At 39.2% G+C, this 16646-nt stretch carries 19 protein-coding genes and 2 other annotated features; of the genes, 17 read left to right on the forward strand and 2 right to left on the reverse strand.

The genetic code is table 11. From position 1 onward, the window contains the following. Positions 1-58: 58 nt before the first annotated feature. The 13 genes from SFC47_RS20175 to SFC47_RS20235 all read left to right on the forward strand — a co-directional run bounded on the left by SFC47_RS20175 (position 59) and on the right by SFC47_RS20235 (position 11672). Positions 59-1090 carry a glyceraldehyde-3-phosphate dehydrogenase gene (locus tag SFC47_RS20175; protein WP_411256237.1) on the forward strand — a complete coding sequence of 344 codons (1032 nt, stop codon included), beginning with the start codon at positions 59-61 and terminating at the stop codon, positions 1088-1090. 334 nt (positions 1091-1424) lie between these two features. Next, a complete protein-coding gene (speD, locus tag SFC47_RS20180; protein WP_411256286.1) occupies positions 1425-1799 on the forward strand; it encodes an adenosylmethionine decarboxylase in 375 nt (124 codons plus the stop codon). 107 nt (positions 1800-1906) lie between these two features. Then, a complete protein-coding gene (locus tag SFC47_RS20185) occupies positions 1907-2305 on the forward strand; it encodes a hypothetical protein (RefSeq protein WP_411256238.1) in 399 nt (132 codons plus the stop codon). Between the two features lie 84 nt (positions 2306-2389). Further along, the gene (gene nrdR, locus SFC47_RS20190) at positions 2390-2851 is read left to right on the forward strand and encodes a transcriptional regulator NrdR (RefSeq protein WP_045523558.1); all 462 of its coding nucleotides are present in this window, start codon (positions 2390-2392) and stop codon (positions 2849-2851) included. 52 nt (positions 2852-2903) lie between these two features. After that, complete coding sequence (locus tag SFC47_RS20195) at positions 2904-4292, forward strand: replication initiation and membrane attachment family protein (RefSeq protein ID WP_411256239.1); 1389 nt, start codon at positions 2904-2906, stop codon at positions 4290-4292. A gap of 12 nt (positions 4293-4304) precedes the next feature. Beyond that, the gene (gene dnaI, locus SFC47_RS20200; protein WP_411256240.1) at positions 4305-5234 is read left to right on the forward strand and encodes a primosomal protein DnaI; all 930 of its coding nucleotides are present in this window, start codon (positions 4305-4307) and stop codon (positions 5232-5234) included. Between the two features lie 150 nt (positions 5235-5384). Next, on the forward strand, positions 5385-6257 hold the full coding sequence (ytxC, locus tag SFC47_RS20205; protein ID WP_411256241.1) for a putative sporulation protein YtxC: 873 nt from the start codon (positions 5385-5387) through the stop codon (positions 6255-6257). A gap of 675 nt (positions 6258-6932) precedes the next feature. Next, a complete protein-coding gene (thrS, locus tag SFC47_RS20210) occupies positions 6933-8870 on the forward strand; it encodes a threonine--tRNA ligase (protein ID WP_411256242.1) in 1938 nt (645 codons plus the stop codon). A gap of 328 nt (positions 8871-9198) precedes the next feature. Then, positions 9199-9332 (forward strand) — a sequence feature (ribosomal protein L20 leader region). Between the two features lie 115 nt (positions 9333-9447). Next, complete coding sequence (infC, locus tag SFC47_RS20215) at positions 9448-9951, forward strand: translation initiation factor IF-3 (protein ID WP_411256243.1); 504 nt, start codon at positions 9448-9450, stop codon at positions 9949-9951. A 17-nt stretch (positions 9952-9968) separates the two neighbouring features. Then, positions 9969-10169 (forward strand): 50S ribosomal protein L35, encoded by a 201-nt coding sequence (rpmI, locus tag SFC47_RS20220; protein ID WP_411256244.1) that lies wholly within the window; start codon positions 9969-9971, stop codon positions 10167-10169. 35 nt (positions 10170-10204) lie between these two features. Beyond that, on the forward strand, positions 10205-10564 hold the full coding sequence (gene rplT, locus SFC47_RS20225; protein ID WP_411256245.1) for a 50S ribosomal protein L20: 360 nt from the start codon (positions 10205-10207) through the stop codon (positions 10562-10564). A gap of 60 nt (positions 10565-10624) precedes the next feature. Continuing rightward, complete coding sequence (locus SFC47_RS20230) at positions 10625-10888, forward strand: DUF1294 domain-containing protein (protein WP_411256246.1); 264 nt, start codon at positions 10625-10627, stop codon at positions 10886-10888. 196 nt (positions 10889-11084) lie between these two features. Next, positions 11085-11672, forward strand: coding sequence for a TVP38/TMEM64 family protein (locus SFC47_RS20235; RefSeq protein ID WP_411256247.1), 588 nt, complete (start codon positions 11085-11087; stop codon positions 11670-11672). Between the two features lie 6 nt (positions 11673-11678). On the opposite strand, the gene SFC47_RS20240 is transcribed toward SFC47_RS20235, so the two are convergent. Next, positions 11679-12059 carry a sigma-w pathway protein ysdB gene (locus tag SFC47_RS20240; RefSeq protein ID WP_411256249.1) on the reverse strand — a complete coding sequence of 127 codons (381 nt, stop codon included), beginning with the start codon at positions 12057-12059 and terminating at the stop codon, positions 11679-11681. 103 nt (positions 12060-12162) lie between these two features. Between SFC47_RS20240 and SFC47_RS20245 the strand changes: the two genes are divergently transcribed. Both SFC47_RS20245 and SFC47_RS20250 read left to right on the forward strand, forming a co-directional pair. Further along, a complete protein-coding gene (locus SFC47_RS20245; protein ID WP_411256250.1) occupies positions 12163-12654 on the forward strand; it encodes a dUTP diphosphatase in 492 nt (163 codons plus the stop codon). A gap of 61 nt (positions 12655-12715) precedes the next feature. Continuing rightward, positions 12716-13801, forward strand: coding sequence for a M42 family metallopeptidase (locus tag SFC47_RS20250; protein ID WP_411256251.1), 1086 nt, complete (start codon positions 12716-12718; stop codon positions 13799-13801). Positions 13802-14026: 225 nt separating this feature from the next. Here SFC47_RS20250 and sspI read toward each other — a convergent pair whose 3' ends face one another. Continuing rightward, the gene (gene sspI, locus SFC47_RS20255; protein WP_411256253.1) at positions 14027-14233 is read right to left on the reverse strand and encodes a small acid-soluble spore protein SspI; all 207 of its coding nucleotides are present in this window, start codon (positions 14231-14233) and stop codon (positions 14027-14029) included. Positions 14234-14347: 114 nt separating this feature from the next. Here sspI and SFC47_RS20260 point away from each other — a divergent pair, with 114 nt between their 5' ends. Further along, positions 14348-15097 carry a TrmH family RNA methyltransferase gene (locus SFC47_RS20260; RefSeq protein WP_411256254.1) on the forward strand — a complete coding sequence of 250 codons (750 nt, stop codon included), beginning with the start codon at positions 14348-14350 and terminating at the stop codon, positions 15095-15097. Between the two features lie 60 nt (positions 15098-15157). Then, positions 15158-15398, forward strand: a binding site (T-box leader). Positions 15399-15469: 71 nt separating this feature from the next. Continuing rightward, entirely contained in the window at positions 15470-16507 is a 1038-nt protein-coding gene (pheS, locus tag SFC47_RS20265) for a phenylalanine--tRNA ligase subunit alpha (RefSeq protein ID WP_411256255.1), read from the forward strand. Positions 16508-16646 lie beyond the last annotated feature (139 nt).

A 16646-nucleotide genomic window follows, 5' to 3' on the forward strand; every position in this document is an offset into this window, starting at 1 on the left:
TATACTAATTACATCAAATAAGTTAATAAGTATAACATAATACGGAAGGGGCCGTACAATGAAGGCGAGAATTGCAATTAATGGTTTTGGGAGAATTGGAAGGATGGTTTTTAGAAAGGCGATCCTTGAAAATACGCTTGATATTATTGCTATAAATGCGAGCTATCCAGCAGAAACATTAGCTCATTTAGTGAAATATGATACGGTTCATGGACCATTTCAAGGGGATATCATAGCATTAGACGAAGAGTTAATTGTTAATGGTAAGAGAGTGAAGCTATTAAACAATCGAAATCCAGAGCAGCTTCCATGGAAAGAGTTAAATATTGATGTGGTTATTGAAGCGACCGGAAAATTCAACTCACGTGACAAGGCCAGTCTGCACCTGGATGCCGGAGCAAAAAAGGTCATCATTACTGCGCCTGGTAAGGACGAGGATATTACAGTTGTGATGGGAGTAAACGAAGATAAGCTTGATATCACTCAACATGATGTGATTTCAAACGCATCATGTACAACAAACTGTTTAGCGCCGGTTGCGAAGGTGCTCGATGAAAAGTTTGGAATTGAAAATGGTTTGATGACGACAATTCATTCCTATACAAATGATCAGCGGAACATTGATAACCCGCATAAAGATTTACGGAGAGCTAGAGCATGTGGACAATCCATCATTCCAACTACTACTGGAGCGGCTAAAGCGTTATCGCTTGTATTACCTCAGCTAAAAGGGAAGCTGCATGGAATGTCACTTCGCGTGCCTACACCAAATGTTTCACTAGTAGATTTAGTAGTAGATTTGAAAGAAGATGTTACAGTGGATGATATCAATCAGGCCTTTTTAGAAGCAAAAAATGGACCATTAAAAGGTATCATAGACTTTACGATGGAACCGCTTGTATCGGTTGATTTTAATACAAATCCATACTCGGCCATCATTGATGGATTATCCACAATGGTCATGGGTACAAGAAAAGTGAAAGTGCTGGCTTGGTATGATAACGAATGGGGCTATTCTTCCCGTGTTGTTGATCTTACTTTATATGTCGCACACCTAATGGCAAATTCAAATTCAGTAAAGGTCGGTTAAACATAAAAATGCTGTCAGTTGACAGCATTTTTTTTGTAGCTTTTTCGATTATTCCTGCATATGATAGTTTGAAATTTGGTTTTTTTTTTTGAGGAGATAAGCCCTTTAGACAGAGTTACTAAAAAGTTGTAAAAAAATTTAGATTGATAGGTTGCAAAAAAAATATAAACTTAGTATACTAGTCATCGTGAACTTCTTGAAATTAGGTAGCGATTAATTACTTAAAGGGTTAGGACCTCTCTGGACTAACTTTCCCCCGTGGTAATTACTTGAGTACCGTCAATATAAGGATTTCAAGAATGAAACGAAAATGTTTAGAGGGGGAAAAATGAATATGGAAACAATGGGACGTCACGTGATCTCTGAATTATGGGGATGCGACTTTGAAAAATTGAATGATATGAATTTTATTGAACAAACTTTTGTCGAAGCAGCTCTTAAATCTGGTGCGGAAATTCGTGAGGTAGCATTTCATAAATTTGCACCACAAGGCGTAAGCGGTGTTGTAATTATTTCTGAATCGCACTTAACGATCCACAGCTTCCCTGAGCACGGCTATGCAAGTATCGATGTGTATACATGCGGCGATTTAGATCCAAATGTTGCAGCGGATTATATTGCTCAAAGCTTGAATGCACAAACACGTGAAAATATTGAAATTCCACGTGGTATGGGTCCTGTTCATGTAAAACAGGCAAAAGCTCTTTAATTTTATAAAATATTAACAGTGAGAGGTGTATTTTAGTACACCTCTTTTTATTTTTTCTCTAAAGTAATGTAAACTAAGAGAAAAAGTATATTTTTTGGAGGGTACATATGTCTTTTATTCGCAATTTTTTTATTCGTTTTAGCAAACAAATTGAAACATCTGATCATCAGAAAGATAGCTCACTTAACACTCATTATTATAAAGCCTCTTTTAACCAGATGTTTAATTCAGTTGAAGAGCTATTTAGGCAGGATGCAGATTGCAGGGTCGTGACAGTTTCAAAGGATCATGGTGAAATTGCTGTAGAAATCAATAAACCGATCCCTTGTTTTCTAATCGTAACAGTGGTAACGGTTAGAGGTATGGAAACGGCTGTAGACTTTAATATCTCCTCCGAAAAGTTTTCACCAATTGGCCTGTATCCTATTTTGAGAAAAAGGCTCATTTCTTACTACGAGAAAATGAACAAATTACATACTCTTGTTAGAATTGGAAAAAGCTCATAATACTTCTTGTGTTACCGTTTTCTTTCTAATAAGATAAATAATAGATATTATACTTATGTAGTGAATGATTTGGGAGTTGATCAAATGAAGTGCCCTTCATGTCAAAATTATGGTACACGTGTGCTTGATTCCCGGCCGGTAGATGAGGGTCGCGCAACCCGAAGAAGGCGAGAGTGTGAGGAATGTGGATATCGTTTTACGACCTTTGAGAAAATCGAAGAAATTCCACTTATTGTCGTCAAAAAGGAAGGTACAAGGGAAGAATTCAGCCGTGATAAAATTTTACGCGGCTTGATTAAAGCTTGTGAAAAACGCCCCGTTGCTTTAAAAGAATTAGAGGATATCACTCAAGGGGTAGAAAAGGAACTGCGCAGTCAGGGAATCTCAGAAATTAAGAGTGAATTGATTGGCGAAATGGTGATGGACAGGCTTGCACATGTGGATGAAGTGGCCTATGTGCGCTTTGCATCTGTATACCGTCAATTTAAAGACATAAACGTTTTTATTCAAGAATTAAAGGAATTGATAAACAAGGAGAAATCCTAAGGAGCTAAAGAGGTCTTTGGCTCTTTATTACTTTTTATAAAGGGTGAATGAAATGGCGCAGCATTGGCAGGAATTAATTCCGATTGACCGTTATCTTGTTACGTCAAATGGATTGCTGCATGAATATGATCGCAAAGTGTTGACTTTTTTGTATCAGCCCTTAATCGGTTCAACATGTTTAAGCTTATATATGACACTCTGGGCTGAGCTTGAAGAGAATAGACTGTGGTCAGAATCCTCCACCCATCATTTATTGATGAATTTGTTAAGTGTCAATTTAAAGGATATATACGAAGCAAGGTTGAACCTTGAAGGAATTGGCTTATTAAAAACCTATGTGAAAAGTGATGAAAGTGGACGGTCCTTTATTTATGAACTTCATCCACCGTTAAATCCAGAGCAGTTCTTTCTAGACGGAATGTTAAATATTTATTTATATCGTAAAATTGGGAAAACCCATTTTCTAAGGTTAAAACGGTTTTTTAGTGATCAGCAAAAGCCATTGGATGAGGATTATACGGAGGTAACTAGGGCGTTTCAGGATGTGTTTGCTTCCGCGGCGCCTGGCAGTCTTCAGTATATGCAGGAGCATGCTGAGGATTTGGAGGCGGAGCCTTCTCAAACATTTATTGGCAGGCACGATCAAAAACCGATTCAAATTGATACCAGTTCGTTTGACTTTGATTTGTTAATGGCGGGTCTGAATGAATCCCTGGTCCCTCAGAAGTCACTCACCAAAAAAGTAAAAGAGGTAATTAGTAATCTTGCCTTTCTATATGGGATCAGCCCTATTGAGATGAAAAACTTTATTTTAGGGGCTATTAATGAAAAGGACGAAATTGATATCGAGGACCTAAGAAAAGGCGCACGAGATTGGTATCAATTTGAAAACTATGACCAACTTCCGAGTTTAATTAATAGAACACAGCCTGCTGTTCATCAGGTCCAATTAACAGAACCGAAAACGCAGGAAGAAAGATTAATCCGATATTATGAAACCACACCGCCGATTGTCATTTTTAAAGAACTCTCTGGAGGGGTTGAGCCTTCTGTTTCAAATTTAAAAATATTAGAGGAAGTTATGATAAAATACAAACTTCCGCCTGGTGTTGTGAATGTATTGATCGAGGTAACCTTACGAAAAACAGATATGAAATTTACAAAGAACTTTGTTGAATCGATTGCAAGCCATTGGGCTCGGCTGAAAATTAAGACCGTTAAGGAAGCAATGGAGGCGGCAAGAAAAGAAGAACGAAGCTTCAAAGATAGTAAAAAGACAGGGAAATCTACGAAACAAAAACCGATTCGGACCGAAGTATTACCTGATTGGTTTGACGAAAGCGGAAAAGAAAGTGTGAAAGAGCCGGCAAAAGAAAATAACACAGAACTTGAAGCAAGAAAACGGGCAATAGAAGAAAAGCTAAAAGCCTTTCGTAAATAGGGGGTGAAAGTAATGGAAAAAATTAATCGGACACTAAAGCGTTTAGCCTCAAATGAAAACTTTCAGAAACGCTATGAAGAGCAGCGGAAGCAGGTTCTTAATCACCCGGATATTCATGCCTTTTTAACAGAACACCAAAATGAGCTTAATCAAACAGCCGTTGAAAAAAGCATGAGTAAGCTTTATGAGTATACACAGCAAAGCAAAGAATGTAATCGTTGCGAGAGTTTAGAGGGCTGTATTAACTTCATGAAAGGGTATCATCCAGACTTGGTACTGGTGCGAAATACGATAGATGTCGTATATAAGCGGTGCCCGCGAAAAGTGGTTTTTGATGAACAAAAGAAAAATCAAAAGCTGATTAAAAGTCTATATGTCCCTAGAGACATATTAGAAGCGACGTTTGAGGACTTTGAAGGTGACGAGGGCCGGTTAGATGCAGGAGACAAGGCAGCAACCTTTTTAATGAATTACGAAGCAGGTCTAAAGCCAAAGGGTCTATATCTCTATGGAAAGTTTGGAGTGGGGAAATCCTATTTGTTAGGAGCCATTGCTAACGAGCTTGCTAAAAAGCAAATCTCATCCATGATTGTTTACGTGCCAGAGCTTCTGCGCGAAATGAAAAGTGCCATTGGTGATAATTCCTTAAATGAAAAAATCGAAGCTCTTAAAAAAGAACAAATCCTTATGCTTGATGATATTGGTGCGGAAGCCGTTTCTAGCTGGACACGGGATGAAGTATTAGGACCAATCCTCCAATTCAGAATGCTTGAAAAGCTTCCAACTTTCTTTTCTTCAAATTTTGATTTTCAAGGCCTTGAGCACCATTTAACTTACAGTCAACGTGGTGAAGAGGAAAAGATGAAAGCACGTAGAATCATGGAAAGAATCCGAAGTTTAAGTGAACCGGTACTGGTTGAAGGACCTAATCGGCGCGATTAATGGGAATATATTTAGGATTACCGAGATCAATTCGGTAATCCTTTTATTTTTTTTAACAATATAGGTGTAACTCGGATGTCTTAACTTCTATTTTGGCCAAGTCCCCCATATAAATAGTAAAACAGAGTATGGGTGAGAGGGGGGATTTGGTTGGCTGAAATCATCTTCCGAAGCAGGATGGATGCGAAGAGGTTTTATGAGCACTTGCTGAAGTGCTTACGATTTAATCCAAATGATCAAGATATTCTTCTTTTAGAAGATCGATATATAGTAAAGGTGTCGGAAAGAAAGGTAAATCTAGAAAAGGTTAAACATGCGTTTTACAATTTCATTGTGAAAATTAAGCGTGATGATTGGTTTAGAGCTATTTTACAGGATCAATATTTTTTCGAGGACCCTGAAGAACAGCAGCATATCATGGAGATTATTTATTCTGTTCTAGAAGGCCAGCGTGAAGACCTGTCTGTATTAATTAAGGAAAATGGAGAAGAATCAAACATTAGAGAAGCGGTGGAGGAAATCTTTCAGGAACATGTTTCTTTTTCGTTCGATTCCTTTCTTAAATTTCGATTGCGTCCATATTTAAAAGTATTGGAGAGCTATGTGGAAATATCGATCGATGAATATAAAATGGAACAGGAATATCAGATGTTTATCCAAACATTAAGGGAATTCTTAACCGGACGAGAGCCAAAAATGGACACGCTGCATCTTCTTTTCGATGAGGAAGTTACATTTTATGATGACAAATTTAAAGAGATAAAAAGAGGAGAGCTGATAAGGATGATAGACAGGAAGCTTCTGTTTAATCATCCAGTCTATGTAGATTCTGCTTCGATTGCACCTTTATTATCAATTGCACCTAGAAACATACTGCTCTATACGAAAAATCCAGAGGAGCCTCTTGTCAGGACCATTAAAAACATTTTTGAAGAAAGAGTTACAATCAAGCCATTCAAGGGATTACGGGTTGCAATGGAATGGCTTCAACAGGAAAACAGTGCAAATGAAACCGGTGCTTGAAAAATATCGTGGAAATTGTGTGCTTGGTGTATTGATTTTTCAAAATAGAATCATTATAATAACGTACATAGTTAATATATCAAGTACAAAAGTAATGATAAGGACAACAGTATTTTTTCACGGTTACCAGAGAGGGAGGACGCAGGCTGAAAGCCTCCTAGCACGGATTGAATGCTTACCACCTTTAAACTTCAGCGGTGAACGCTTCTAAAGAAGTGAGTAATCGACTGACGGGAAACAGCCCGTTACCCTGTCCTAAAGTCATTTTTAAGTTAATTTTAAAAATGAAAATCTGGGTGGAACCACGTGTTTAACAAACTCGTCCCTATTCTTAGGGACGGGTTTTTTTATTTTTAGGTCTGTTAGTTTTCATAGTTGATTTGGTATGGAATTAATAGGCGGAGCATTTCCGGCTAATGTATGTAGAGGAAGCTTTTGGAGCAGTTATAAGCGGAGATATTCCGGTTAACTGCCCTAAAAAGGCCAAAATTCAATGATTTGGATAAGATAACCGGAAAAACTCCGCTTATTTTCAATGAAATAGGGCCATTTTTCAATTTAGCCGGAATTTCTCCGCTTATTTTTTCAACACAGTGAAATCAACAGCCTAGTTTAACACAGTTTTAAAAAGCAGCCTTTAGTAAAAGGCGCTCATTATTAAAAGGAGGAGTTACCATGTCAGACGTTGTTAAGATTTCGTTTCCAGATGGAGCAGTGAAGGAGTTCTCTCGTGGAACAACAACGGAAGATATTGCCGCTTCCATCTCCCCGGGACTGAAGAAAAAAGCCATTGCCGGGAAATGGAATGGTCAATTATTTGATCTTCGCCGTCCGATTGAAGAAGACGGTTCAATAGAAATCGTTGTACCTGAGTCAAAGGAAGCTTTAGAAATTTTGCGTCATAGTACAGCTCACTTAATGGCACAAGCGATTAAAAGGCTGTACGGAAAAGAAGTAAACCTTGGTGTTGGTCCAGTTATCGAGGGCGGTTTTTATTATGATATCGACCTTGAAGAATCGATTACTCCAGAAGACCTTCCGAAGATTGAAAAAGAAATGGCTAAAATCGTTAATGAAAATATTGAAATCGTTCGTAAAGAAGTAAGTCGTGCGGATGCGATTCAGCACTTTAAAGCTGAAGGTGACCCATACAAGCTTGAATTAATTGAAGCTATTCCTGATGATGAGACTGTGACAATTTATGAGCAAGGTGATTTCGCTGACCTTTGCCGTGGTGTTCATGTACCTTCAACAGGGAAAATAAAAGAATTTAAATTGTTGAGCATTGCCGGAGCTTACTGGCGTGGAGACAGCAAGAACAAAATGCTGCAGCGTATTTACGGAACTGCGTTCTTCAAGAAAGAAGATTTAAAAGAGCATCTTCGTTTATTAGAAGAAGCGAAAGAGCGGGATCACCGCAAGATTGGTAAAGAATTGAACCTGTTTACAAGTTCACAATTAGTGGGTCAAGGTTTGCCGTTATGGCTTCCAAAAGGTGCAACAATCCGCCGGGTTGTTGAACGGTACATTGTTGATAAAGAACAGCGTCTCGGTTATAACCATGTCTATACTCCAATTATGGGAAGCGTGGATTTATACAAAACATCCGGTCACTGGGATCATTACCAGGAGGATATGTTCCCGGTAATGGATATGGATAACGAGCAATTGGTTCTTCGTCCAATGAACTGCCCGCATCATATGATGGTTTACAAAAATGCAATTCACAGCTACCGTGAACTGCCTATTCGGATAGCTGAACTCGGAACAATGCACCGTTACGAAATGTCAGGAGCTTTATCAGGACTTCAGCGTGTTCGGGGAATGACTTTAAATGATGCTCATATTTTTGTTCGTCCGGACCAAATTAAAGACGAATTTAAACGAGTTGTTAATCTTGTTTTAGCAGTTTATAAAGACTTTAACATTAATGACTATTCCTTCCGTCTTTCCTACCGCGATCCTCAAGATACTGAAAAGTATTTTGATGATGATGCGATGTGGGAAAAAGCGCAAGGCATGCTGAAGGAAGCGATGGATGACCTTGGTCTTGATTATTATGAAGCAGAGGGTGAAGCTGCCTTCTACGGTCCTAAACTTGATGTTCAAGTAAAAACAGCTTTAGGTAAAGAGGAAACTCTTTCTACAGTTCAGTTAGATTTCTTACTGCCTGAAAGATTTGATCTTACTTATGTTGGCGAAGACGGCAAGCAGCACCGCCCAGTCGTAATCCACCGCGGAGTGGTATCAACAATGGAACGCTTTGTTGCCTTCTTAATTGAAGAATATAAAGGTGCCTTCCCAACTTGGTTAGCTCCTGTTCAGGTACAAGTGATTCCTGTTTCACCAGAGGCACACTATGATTTTGCTAAACAGGTACAGGAACAATTGCAAAATGAAGGCTTCCGCGTTGAATTAGACGGCCGAAATGAGAAAATCGGCTACAAAATCCGTGAAGCCCAAATGCAAAAAATTCCATATATGCTCGTTGTCGGCGACAAAGAAGTAGAAGAAAATGCTGTAAACGTCCGCAAATACGGTGAACAAAAATCAGAAACAATCCCATTCGCACAATACCTTGAATCACTAAAGGAAGAAGTGAAAAGGGGATAACCATTCAAAAAGAGCAGTATTGAAATAATTTTTGTGTTTAGCACCTGTTGATTGGAGCGGAAGGCACGAAGACTCCTGCAGGAGGACGGGACAGGGGAGACCCCGCAGACGCTTTAGCGTCGAGGAGGCTTCCCGAACCGCCTGCGGAAAGCGAAGTGCCTGGAGTGGAAATCAACAGTCTAGTATAGAGCACAGCAAAAAAGAAAATTTTTCTATTGAATAATTTTTGGTTTCTTGATAAAATGAATTTCGTTGTCATAAGAAATGCATGTTTGACATCACGTCTTTGCTTATGTTATAGTAACTAAGGAAAATTGAATACTAGTTTTGGGAAAAGAAGAAGCACCCGCTTCTCACCTGATTGACGCATTATAAGCAGTTGGCAGGTTTTACGTGAACTTTTTAGTTTATTACTTTTGTTTCGTAAAGTGTGGGTGTATTCATCCGCACTTTTTTATTTGCTTAAACAAAGAATCTAAAGTTGTTCAGTACTTGCCGATGCAGCAATAGTCAGATGTTCTTGACCCGGATGTTGTATTCGTGAAAACCTTGGAGGTGGCTAATTATTAGCAAAGACATGTTGTTAAATGAGGGAATTCGCGCTCGTGAAGTTCGTCTAATTGATCAGAACGGCGAACAATTAGGGATTAAAACCAAATTTGAAGCGCTGGAGATTGCCGGACGAGTGAATCTTGATTTGGTACTAGTTGCACCAAATGCGAAGCCTCCGGTAGCCCGAATTATGGATTATGGCAAATTTAAATTCGAGCAGCAAAAGAAAGAAAAAGAAGCTCGTAAGAATCAAAAAATCATTACGACAAAAGAAGTTCGTCTCAGCCCAACAATTGATGAGCATGACTTTAATACAAAGCTTCGCAATGCAATTAAGTTTTTGGAAAAAGGCGACAAGGTAAAAGCTTCTATCCGCTTTAAGGGCCGGGCGATTACCCATAAAGAAATCGGTCAACGCGTGTTAGACCGTTTTGCTACAGAGTGTAAAGAAGTGGCAACAATTGAGTCTCATCCAAAGATGGATGGACGAAGCATGTTCCTCGTTCTAGCACCTAAAACTGAAAAGTAATAAGGAGGACTATCCCAATGCCAAAAATGAAAACTCACCGTGGCGCTGCAAAGCGTTTCAAGAAAACTGGTTCTGGTAAACTGAAGCGTTCACACGCTTATACTAGCCACTTATTTGCAAACAAATCTACAAAGGCTAAGCGTAAGCTTCGCAAAGCGTCTATCGTATCTAAAGGCGATTTCAAACGTATCCGTTTCTTATTAACAAACATCAAGTAAACTCGAGCGATCGATTTATATAGGAGGGAAATTACATGCCACGTGTAAAAGGCGGTACTGTAACGCGTAAGCGTCGTAAAAAAGTTATTAAATTAGCAAAAGGTTATTATGGTTCAAAACATACATTATATAAAGTAGCTAACCAACAGGTTATGAAATCTTTAATGTATGCATTCCGCGACCGTCGCCAAAAGAAGCGCGACTTCCGCAAACTTTGGATTACTCGTATCAACGCAGCAGCTCGTATGAACGGTCTTTCTTACAGCCGTTTAATGCATGGCTTAAAGCTTGCTGGTATCGAAGTAAACCGCAAAATGCTTGCTGAATTAGCAGTAAGCGATGCTGCAGCATTTACTGAATTAGCAAACGTTGCAAAACAACAACAATCTAAGTAATTTATAATAAAAGCCATTCTCTTCAATGAGGATGGCTTTTTCTATAAGGGAGATAGGGAAATGAATACCATTTTAGGGATATATATAATAATGAATCTTATTGGTTTGGTTGTAATGAAAGTGGATAAGAATCGTGCCATCAAACATCAATATCGGGTTAGTGAAAAAACGTTGTGGCTGGTGGCTATCCTTGGGGGTGCAGTTGGAACCACGGCAGGAATGCAGTTTTTTAGGCATAAAACAAAGCACATGTCTTTTAAACTGGGTTTTCCCTTACTAGCTGTCGCAGAAATCATTCTTTTAGGCTATTTTTATAGTTTATAGACATAACAGCATGGCCTAATCTATATGCTAAATTAGAACAAAAAGCGGAAGCGCCTGGTTCAGCCCCGACAGGCAAATAACCTTCGGCAAAAAAAGTCCGCCTTTTGACTTTTATTGCCGAAGGTTATTTGACCCCGAGGGGCTAGGCGCTGGAGCTGGATTACAAGTTAGATTAACACCTGGGGGGCTTTCTGATATGAATGAGGACTTATCTTTGTTGTTAATCATGGTGGAAGCCGGCGGAATTCTTGCTCCATTGGCATTCATATTATTCCATCTGCTAAGATCGTTCTTATTTATTCCCGTATCAGTTGTCATCATTGCTGGAGGCGTTTTGTTTGGAACGCTGTGGGGGACTATTTTTTCGGTGATTGGTTTAATGGGCGTAAGTATCTTTTTCTATGTATTTATTGATAAAATGCCAAAAACACAGGAAAGAATCATGAAAATAAAAAATCGGTGGTTCGGTGAATATCGAAACCTCACCGTCAGTCAAATTGCCATTTTAAGACTAATTCCATTTGTGCATTACCATCTTTTAAGCTTTTGTTTGAAGCAAAGAAAACCTAAATTTAAAGATTACCTGAAAGCTTCCTTCCTAACCAATATTCCGATTGCATTTTTCTGTACCATTTTTGGTGAATACATCAGCACTTTTACTCCTTCTTTTATCTTATTGACTCTTCTCGGTTTAACGATTCTTGTATATCTCTTAAGAGAAAGACAAAACGTCATTAAATGGAACGTATTTTTTAAAGGAACAAAAGGAAAAGCCGCTGGATAAAGGCGGCTATTTTTGTTGCAGAAATTCATCTATGGGACTTTTCCAATTAATTTGAGCAACTGGATATTTTTCGTGAATTTTTCTTTCAATAAAATAAAAGTCTTCCTTGGTCATACCCTTAATGGATGAGGTTTGTTCCGGCCAGATGGTAATGGATACAACATCTATTGAGTCTCTGCCTGCCCCTAGGTATTTTTCTCCCGTAAACACAGCACCATGATAGGTGAGTCGAAAATTCTTGATGACCTCTTCTTTGTCTATTAATAAGAAGCGTTTGTGTTTTCGTGCTGCTTCTAATTTACGAGTAGGTTTTAGAAGATATTTAATGGTTACATAAAGAATGAAGATGAACAAGACTACTAATAGTAATCGCAGCAGCAATACCATGGATTTGCCTCCTAGTCCTTTTACCTACAATACGAATGTGGATCAGAAAAGTTTCATTCTTTCTACACTTTGATATAATTTGCGAGAAGGAGTGATTAATAAAATGCAGCTAGAAAAATTATTTCAAATGCAGCAAGCGCTCGATCAGCATATTGAAGAAAAGCATGATTTACAGAAGGAAGATTTATTTGACAGAAAAGTCCTCGCTTTACTTGTGGAACTTGGAGAATTAGCGAATGAAACCCGGTGTTTCAAGTTTTGGAGTGTGAAGCCATCATCGGAAAAGAGTGTGGTACTCGAGGAATATGTAGACGGAATTCATTTTATCCTGTCACTTGGCATTGAATGCGGGTTTGAAACGCTTCAGTACTCTATTCAAACTGAACCCACTGCTCTAACAGTATCAGAACAATTTCTTTTCATTTATGAAAAAATAACATCTTTTAAAAACAGTAAAAGCAACCTTGATTTCAATGCGCTGCTTGAATCTTATTTGCAGCTGGGGACGCTGCTCGGCGTAAGCTATGAAGAAATGGAAAAGGCATATTTTACGAAAAATGAAGTAAATTATCAAAGACAGCAGAATAACTATTAGCTGAACAGATTCATTATTTTCTGTATAATAAATTTGAGCATACATAGAAGGGGGCGATACAATGGCTAAATTAGATGAAACTTTAACGATGTTAAAGGATTTAACCGACGCCAACGGAATTCCCGGCAACGAGAGGGAAGTTCGCGAAGTCATGACAAAATACATAGCACCATATGCGGATGAAGTAACTACAGATGGACTTGGCAGTTTAATTGCTAAGAAGGTTGGAAAAGAAGGCGGTCCAAAAGTTATTGTGGCCGGCCACTTAGACGAAGTTGGTTTTATGATAACCCAAATTGATGATAAAGGCTTCCTTCGTTTTCAAACAGTTGGCGGCTGGTGGTCACAGGTAATGCTGGCACAGCGCGTAACGATTGTTACAAAAAAAGGCAATATCATTGGTGTGATTGGGTCCAAGCCTCCACATATTTTACCGGCAGAAGCTCGTAAAAAACCAGTAGAAATTAAAGATATGTTTATTGATATTGGGGCATCAAGCCGTGAGGAAGCTCTTGAATGGGGAGTGCTCCCAGGCGATATGGCCGTTCCATATTTTGAATTTACTGTGATGAATAATGAAAAACTGCTTTTGGCTAAAGCTTGGGATAATCGGATTGGCTGCGCCATTGCAATTGATGTATTGAAGCAATTAAAAGGTGTCGACCATCCAAATGAGGTTTATGGTCTAGGAACCACTCAGGAAGAAATCGGCTCACGCGGTGCCAAAACATCTGCTGAGAAAATTAACCCTGATATCGGTTTTGCGGTTGATGTTGGTATTGCAGGAGATACACCTGGTATTTCTGAAAAAGAAGCCATGAGCAAAATGGGTAAAGGCCCACAAATTATTCTTTACGACGCAACCCTGGTGGCACATAAAGGGTTACGTGATTTTATCATTAGCGTGGCGGAAGAATTGAATATTCCTTACCAATTCGATGTAATTCCTGGAGGAGGGACAGATGCCGGACCTATCCATACGGCTCATTCAGGAGTTCCATCCATTGCCATAACCATTGCGACACGTTATATCCATACACATGCGGCCATGCTGCATCGTGATGACTATGAAAATGCCGTTAAGTTAATGGTCGAAGTGATTAAACGCCTAGACCGTGAAACTGTTGATAAAATTACTTACGAATAAAATTTGTTTTGCTCGTCCTCGATATTATGTCGGGGACTTTTTTGGTGGAATACTGGAGGATGAGAGGATATACTGGCGGATGGCGAGAAATACTGGCCGATGGCGAGTAAATACTGGCGGATAGCGAGAAAGACTGGCGGATGGCTGAAAATACTGGCGGATAGTAGAAAACCCTAGCGAATTAGCAAAAAAATAGCTGCCGAGTAAAAATCGGCAGCAGCAAACTTACTTTAACCCGCTCTCAAGTGTAGCCAGCATTTCTCTCTTTTCTTCCTCAGAAGAATTTTTCCAAATCACTTCAAACAATACACCTAAGCCTGGAAGCATTTTTTCTTCACCATTTTGAATTGCATCAACAATTGTATCTTCTAATTCTGCTTGTGAGTTACCAGTAACATTGTGGATAATAGCATTACGTAAATTTAGATTCATACGAATACACTCCTTTTTCATCCTGTATTTCTTTAATATGATTTCTATATTTGGTTTTATTATGTATTTTTTTTGGGATATAATGAGAAAAAACACTGAAGGAGCACCACAAACTTGAAGCATATTGAATCCATGCAAAATCCAAAGGTAAAACAATGGAAGAAACTCTTAACGAAAAAGGAACGAGATAAATCCGGAACCTTTTTAGTAGAAGGCTTTCATTTAGTCGAAGAAGCGTTAAGACATAGTGAAAGTGTTATTGAAATTATTGTTTCCGATAAGACAGGAGTACCGCCGCGCTTAGATTCCGGTGAAATACCGGTTACCATTGTAACCGAAGAGATATCCGATTCATTAACTGACACCGAGGCACCGCAAGGAATCTATGCCGTTTGCCGTCAGGTTCAGCTAGAAGTCCCAGATGCCAAGACCTACCTGTTAATCGATGCCGTACAAGATCCAGGTAATCTAGGCACCATGATTCGAACAGCCGACGCAGCTGGCATTGATGCAGTAGTCGTCGGAAAAGGAAGCGTCGATGTTTACAATTCAAAGGTCCTTCGTTCGGCACAAGGCAGCCATTTTCATCTCCCCATCATAAGAGGTGATCTGGATGAGTGGATCAATCAACTGAAATCCAAAAATATTTCAGTTTACGGTACAGCACTCGAAGGAGCTGCTGCATATACTGATACTTCAACAGAGCAATCCTTTGCGTTGCTTGTCGGAAACGAGGGCAGCGGGGTTAACAAAGAGCTGTTAGAAAAAACGACAGCAAACCTGTATATTCCCATCTATGGCAAAAGCGAATCACTTAATGTGGCAGTGGCAACGGGAATTTTGTTATATTTTTTAAAAAAATGACGATACTAGTGTTTGAATCATCAAGTAAAGTATTATATAATAATTTACATTGTAAATAATCAAAAAACGATGACGGAGAAAAGTATCATATCACAGACCATTTAGGGAGAAAGTGCCGTGACTGAAAGCACTTTTATGGAAATGATAGGAGAAGTTCACCTCCTGAGTTGGCATCGGGACCATTTCAATGAAATGTAAAGATGCACCGGCTTATGCCGTTATCCCAATGAAGCGAACACAATGTTTTTATACATACCGTGTTTACAAGGGTGGTACCGCGACTATAAACCTCGTCCCTTTCCAGGGATGGGGTTTTTTTGTTTTTCGAGAAAGAAATCACCCCAATTTGCACATTAAAAAGGAGGAAATACGATGCAAGAACGATTAAAAGAATTGCAGCAAGAAGCTATTCAAAAAATTGAACAGTCTTCAAGCTTAAAAGAATTGAATGACATCCGCGTAGCCTATCTAGGAAAAAAAGGTCCTATTACGGAAGTATTGCGTGGGATGGGGAAACTTTCAGCAGAGGAGCGCCCAATTATGGGAGCACTTGCAAATGAAGTTCGTGAAGCCATTGCTACCGTTTTAGAAGCAAAACAGAAGGAATTAGAAGAAGCGGCAGTATTAGAAAAGTTAGCTTCTGAATCAATCGATGTTACCCTTCCAGGAAGACCGGTTAAGGTTGGAAACCACCACCCATTAACAAGAATCATCGAAGAAATTGAAGATTTATTTATTGGTATGGGTTATCAGGTGGCAGAAGGTCCTGAAGTGGAGCAGGATTACTATAACTTCGAAGCATTAAACTTACCAAAGGGTCATCCGGCACGCGATATGCAGGATTCCTTCTATATTACAGATGAGATATTACTGCGTACACATACATCCCCTGTTCAGGCGAGAACAATGGAAAAGAATGAGGGTAAAGGTCCAATCAAAATTATCTGCCCAGGTAAAGTGTACCGCCGTGACAATGATGATGCGACACACTCTCACCAGTTCATGCAAATCGAAGGTCTGGTTGTCGGCGAGAATATCCGTATGAGTGACCTTAAAGGAACTTTAGAAGTTTTTGCAAAGAAAATGTTCGGTGAAGATCGTGAAATCCGATTACGCCCAAGTTTCTTCCCATTCACAGAACCATCCGTAGAAATGGATATTTCTTGTATGATCTGTGGTGGACACGGCTGTAATGTTTGTAAGAAAACAGGCTGGATTGAAATTCTTGGAGCAGGTATGGTCCACCCTAACGTACTTGAAATGGCTGGCTATGATTCTAAAAAATACACAGGATTTGCATTCGGAATGGGTCCAGAGCGGATCGCAATGTTGAAATACGGTATTGATGATATTCGTCATTTCTACACCAACGATGTACGTTTCTTAAAGCAATTTGCAAAACACGAATAACATTAAAAGCGGAAGCGCCTTGCACAGGTGCGACAGGCATAAGTCTAGCCGGCGAGATGGTTGGTTTTTAACCATCTTGACGGATTGGCTTATGACCCGAGCCCCTAGGCGCTGCAGATAGATATAAAAAAGGAGGAAC

This window comes from Neobacillus niacini, assembly GCF_046591715.1.
Lineage (GTDB): Bacteria > Bacillota > Bacilli > Bacillales > Cytobacillaceae > Neobacillus > Neobacillus niacini_L.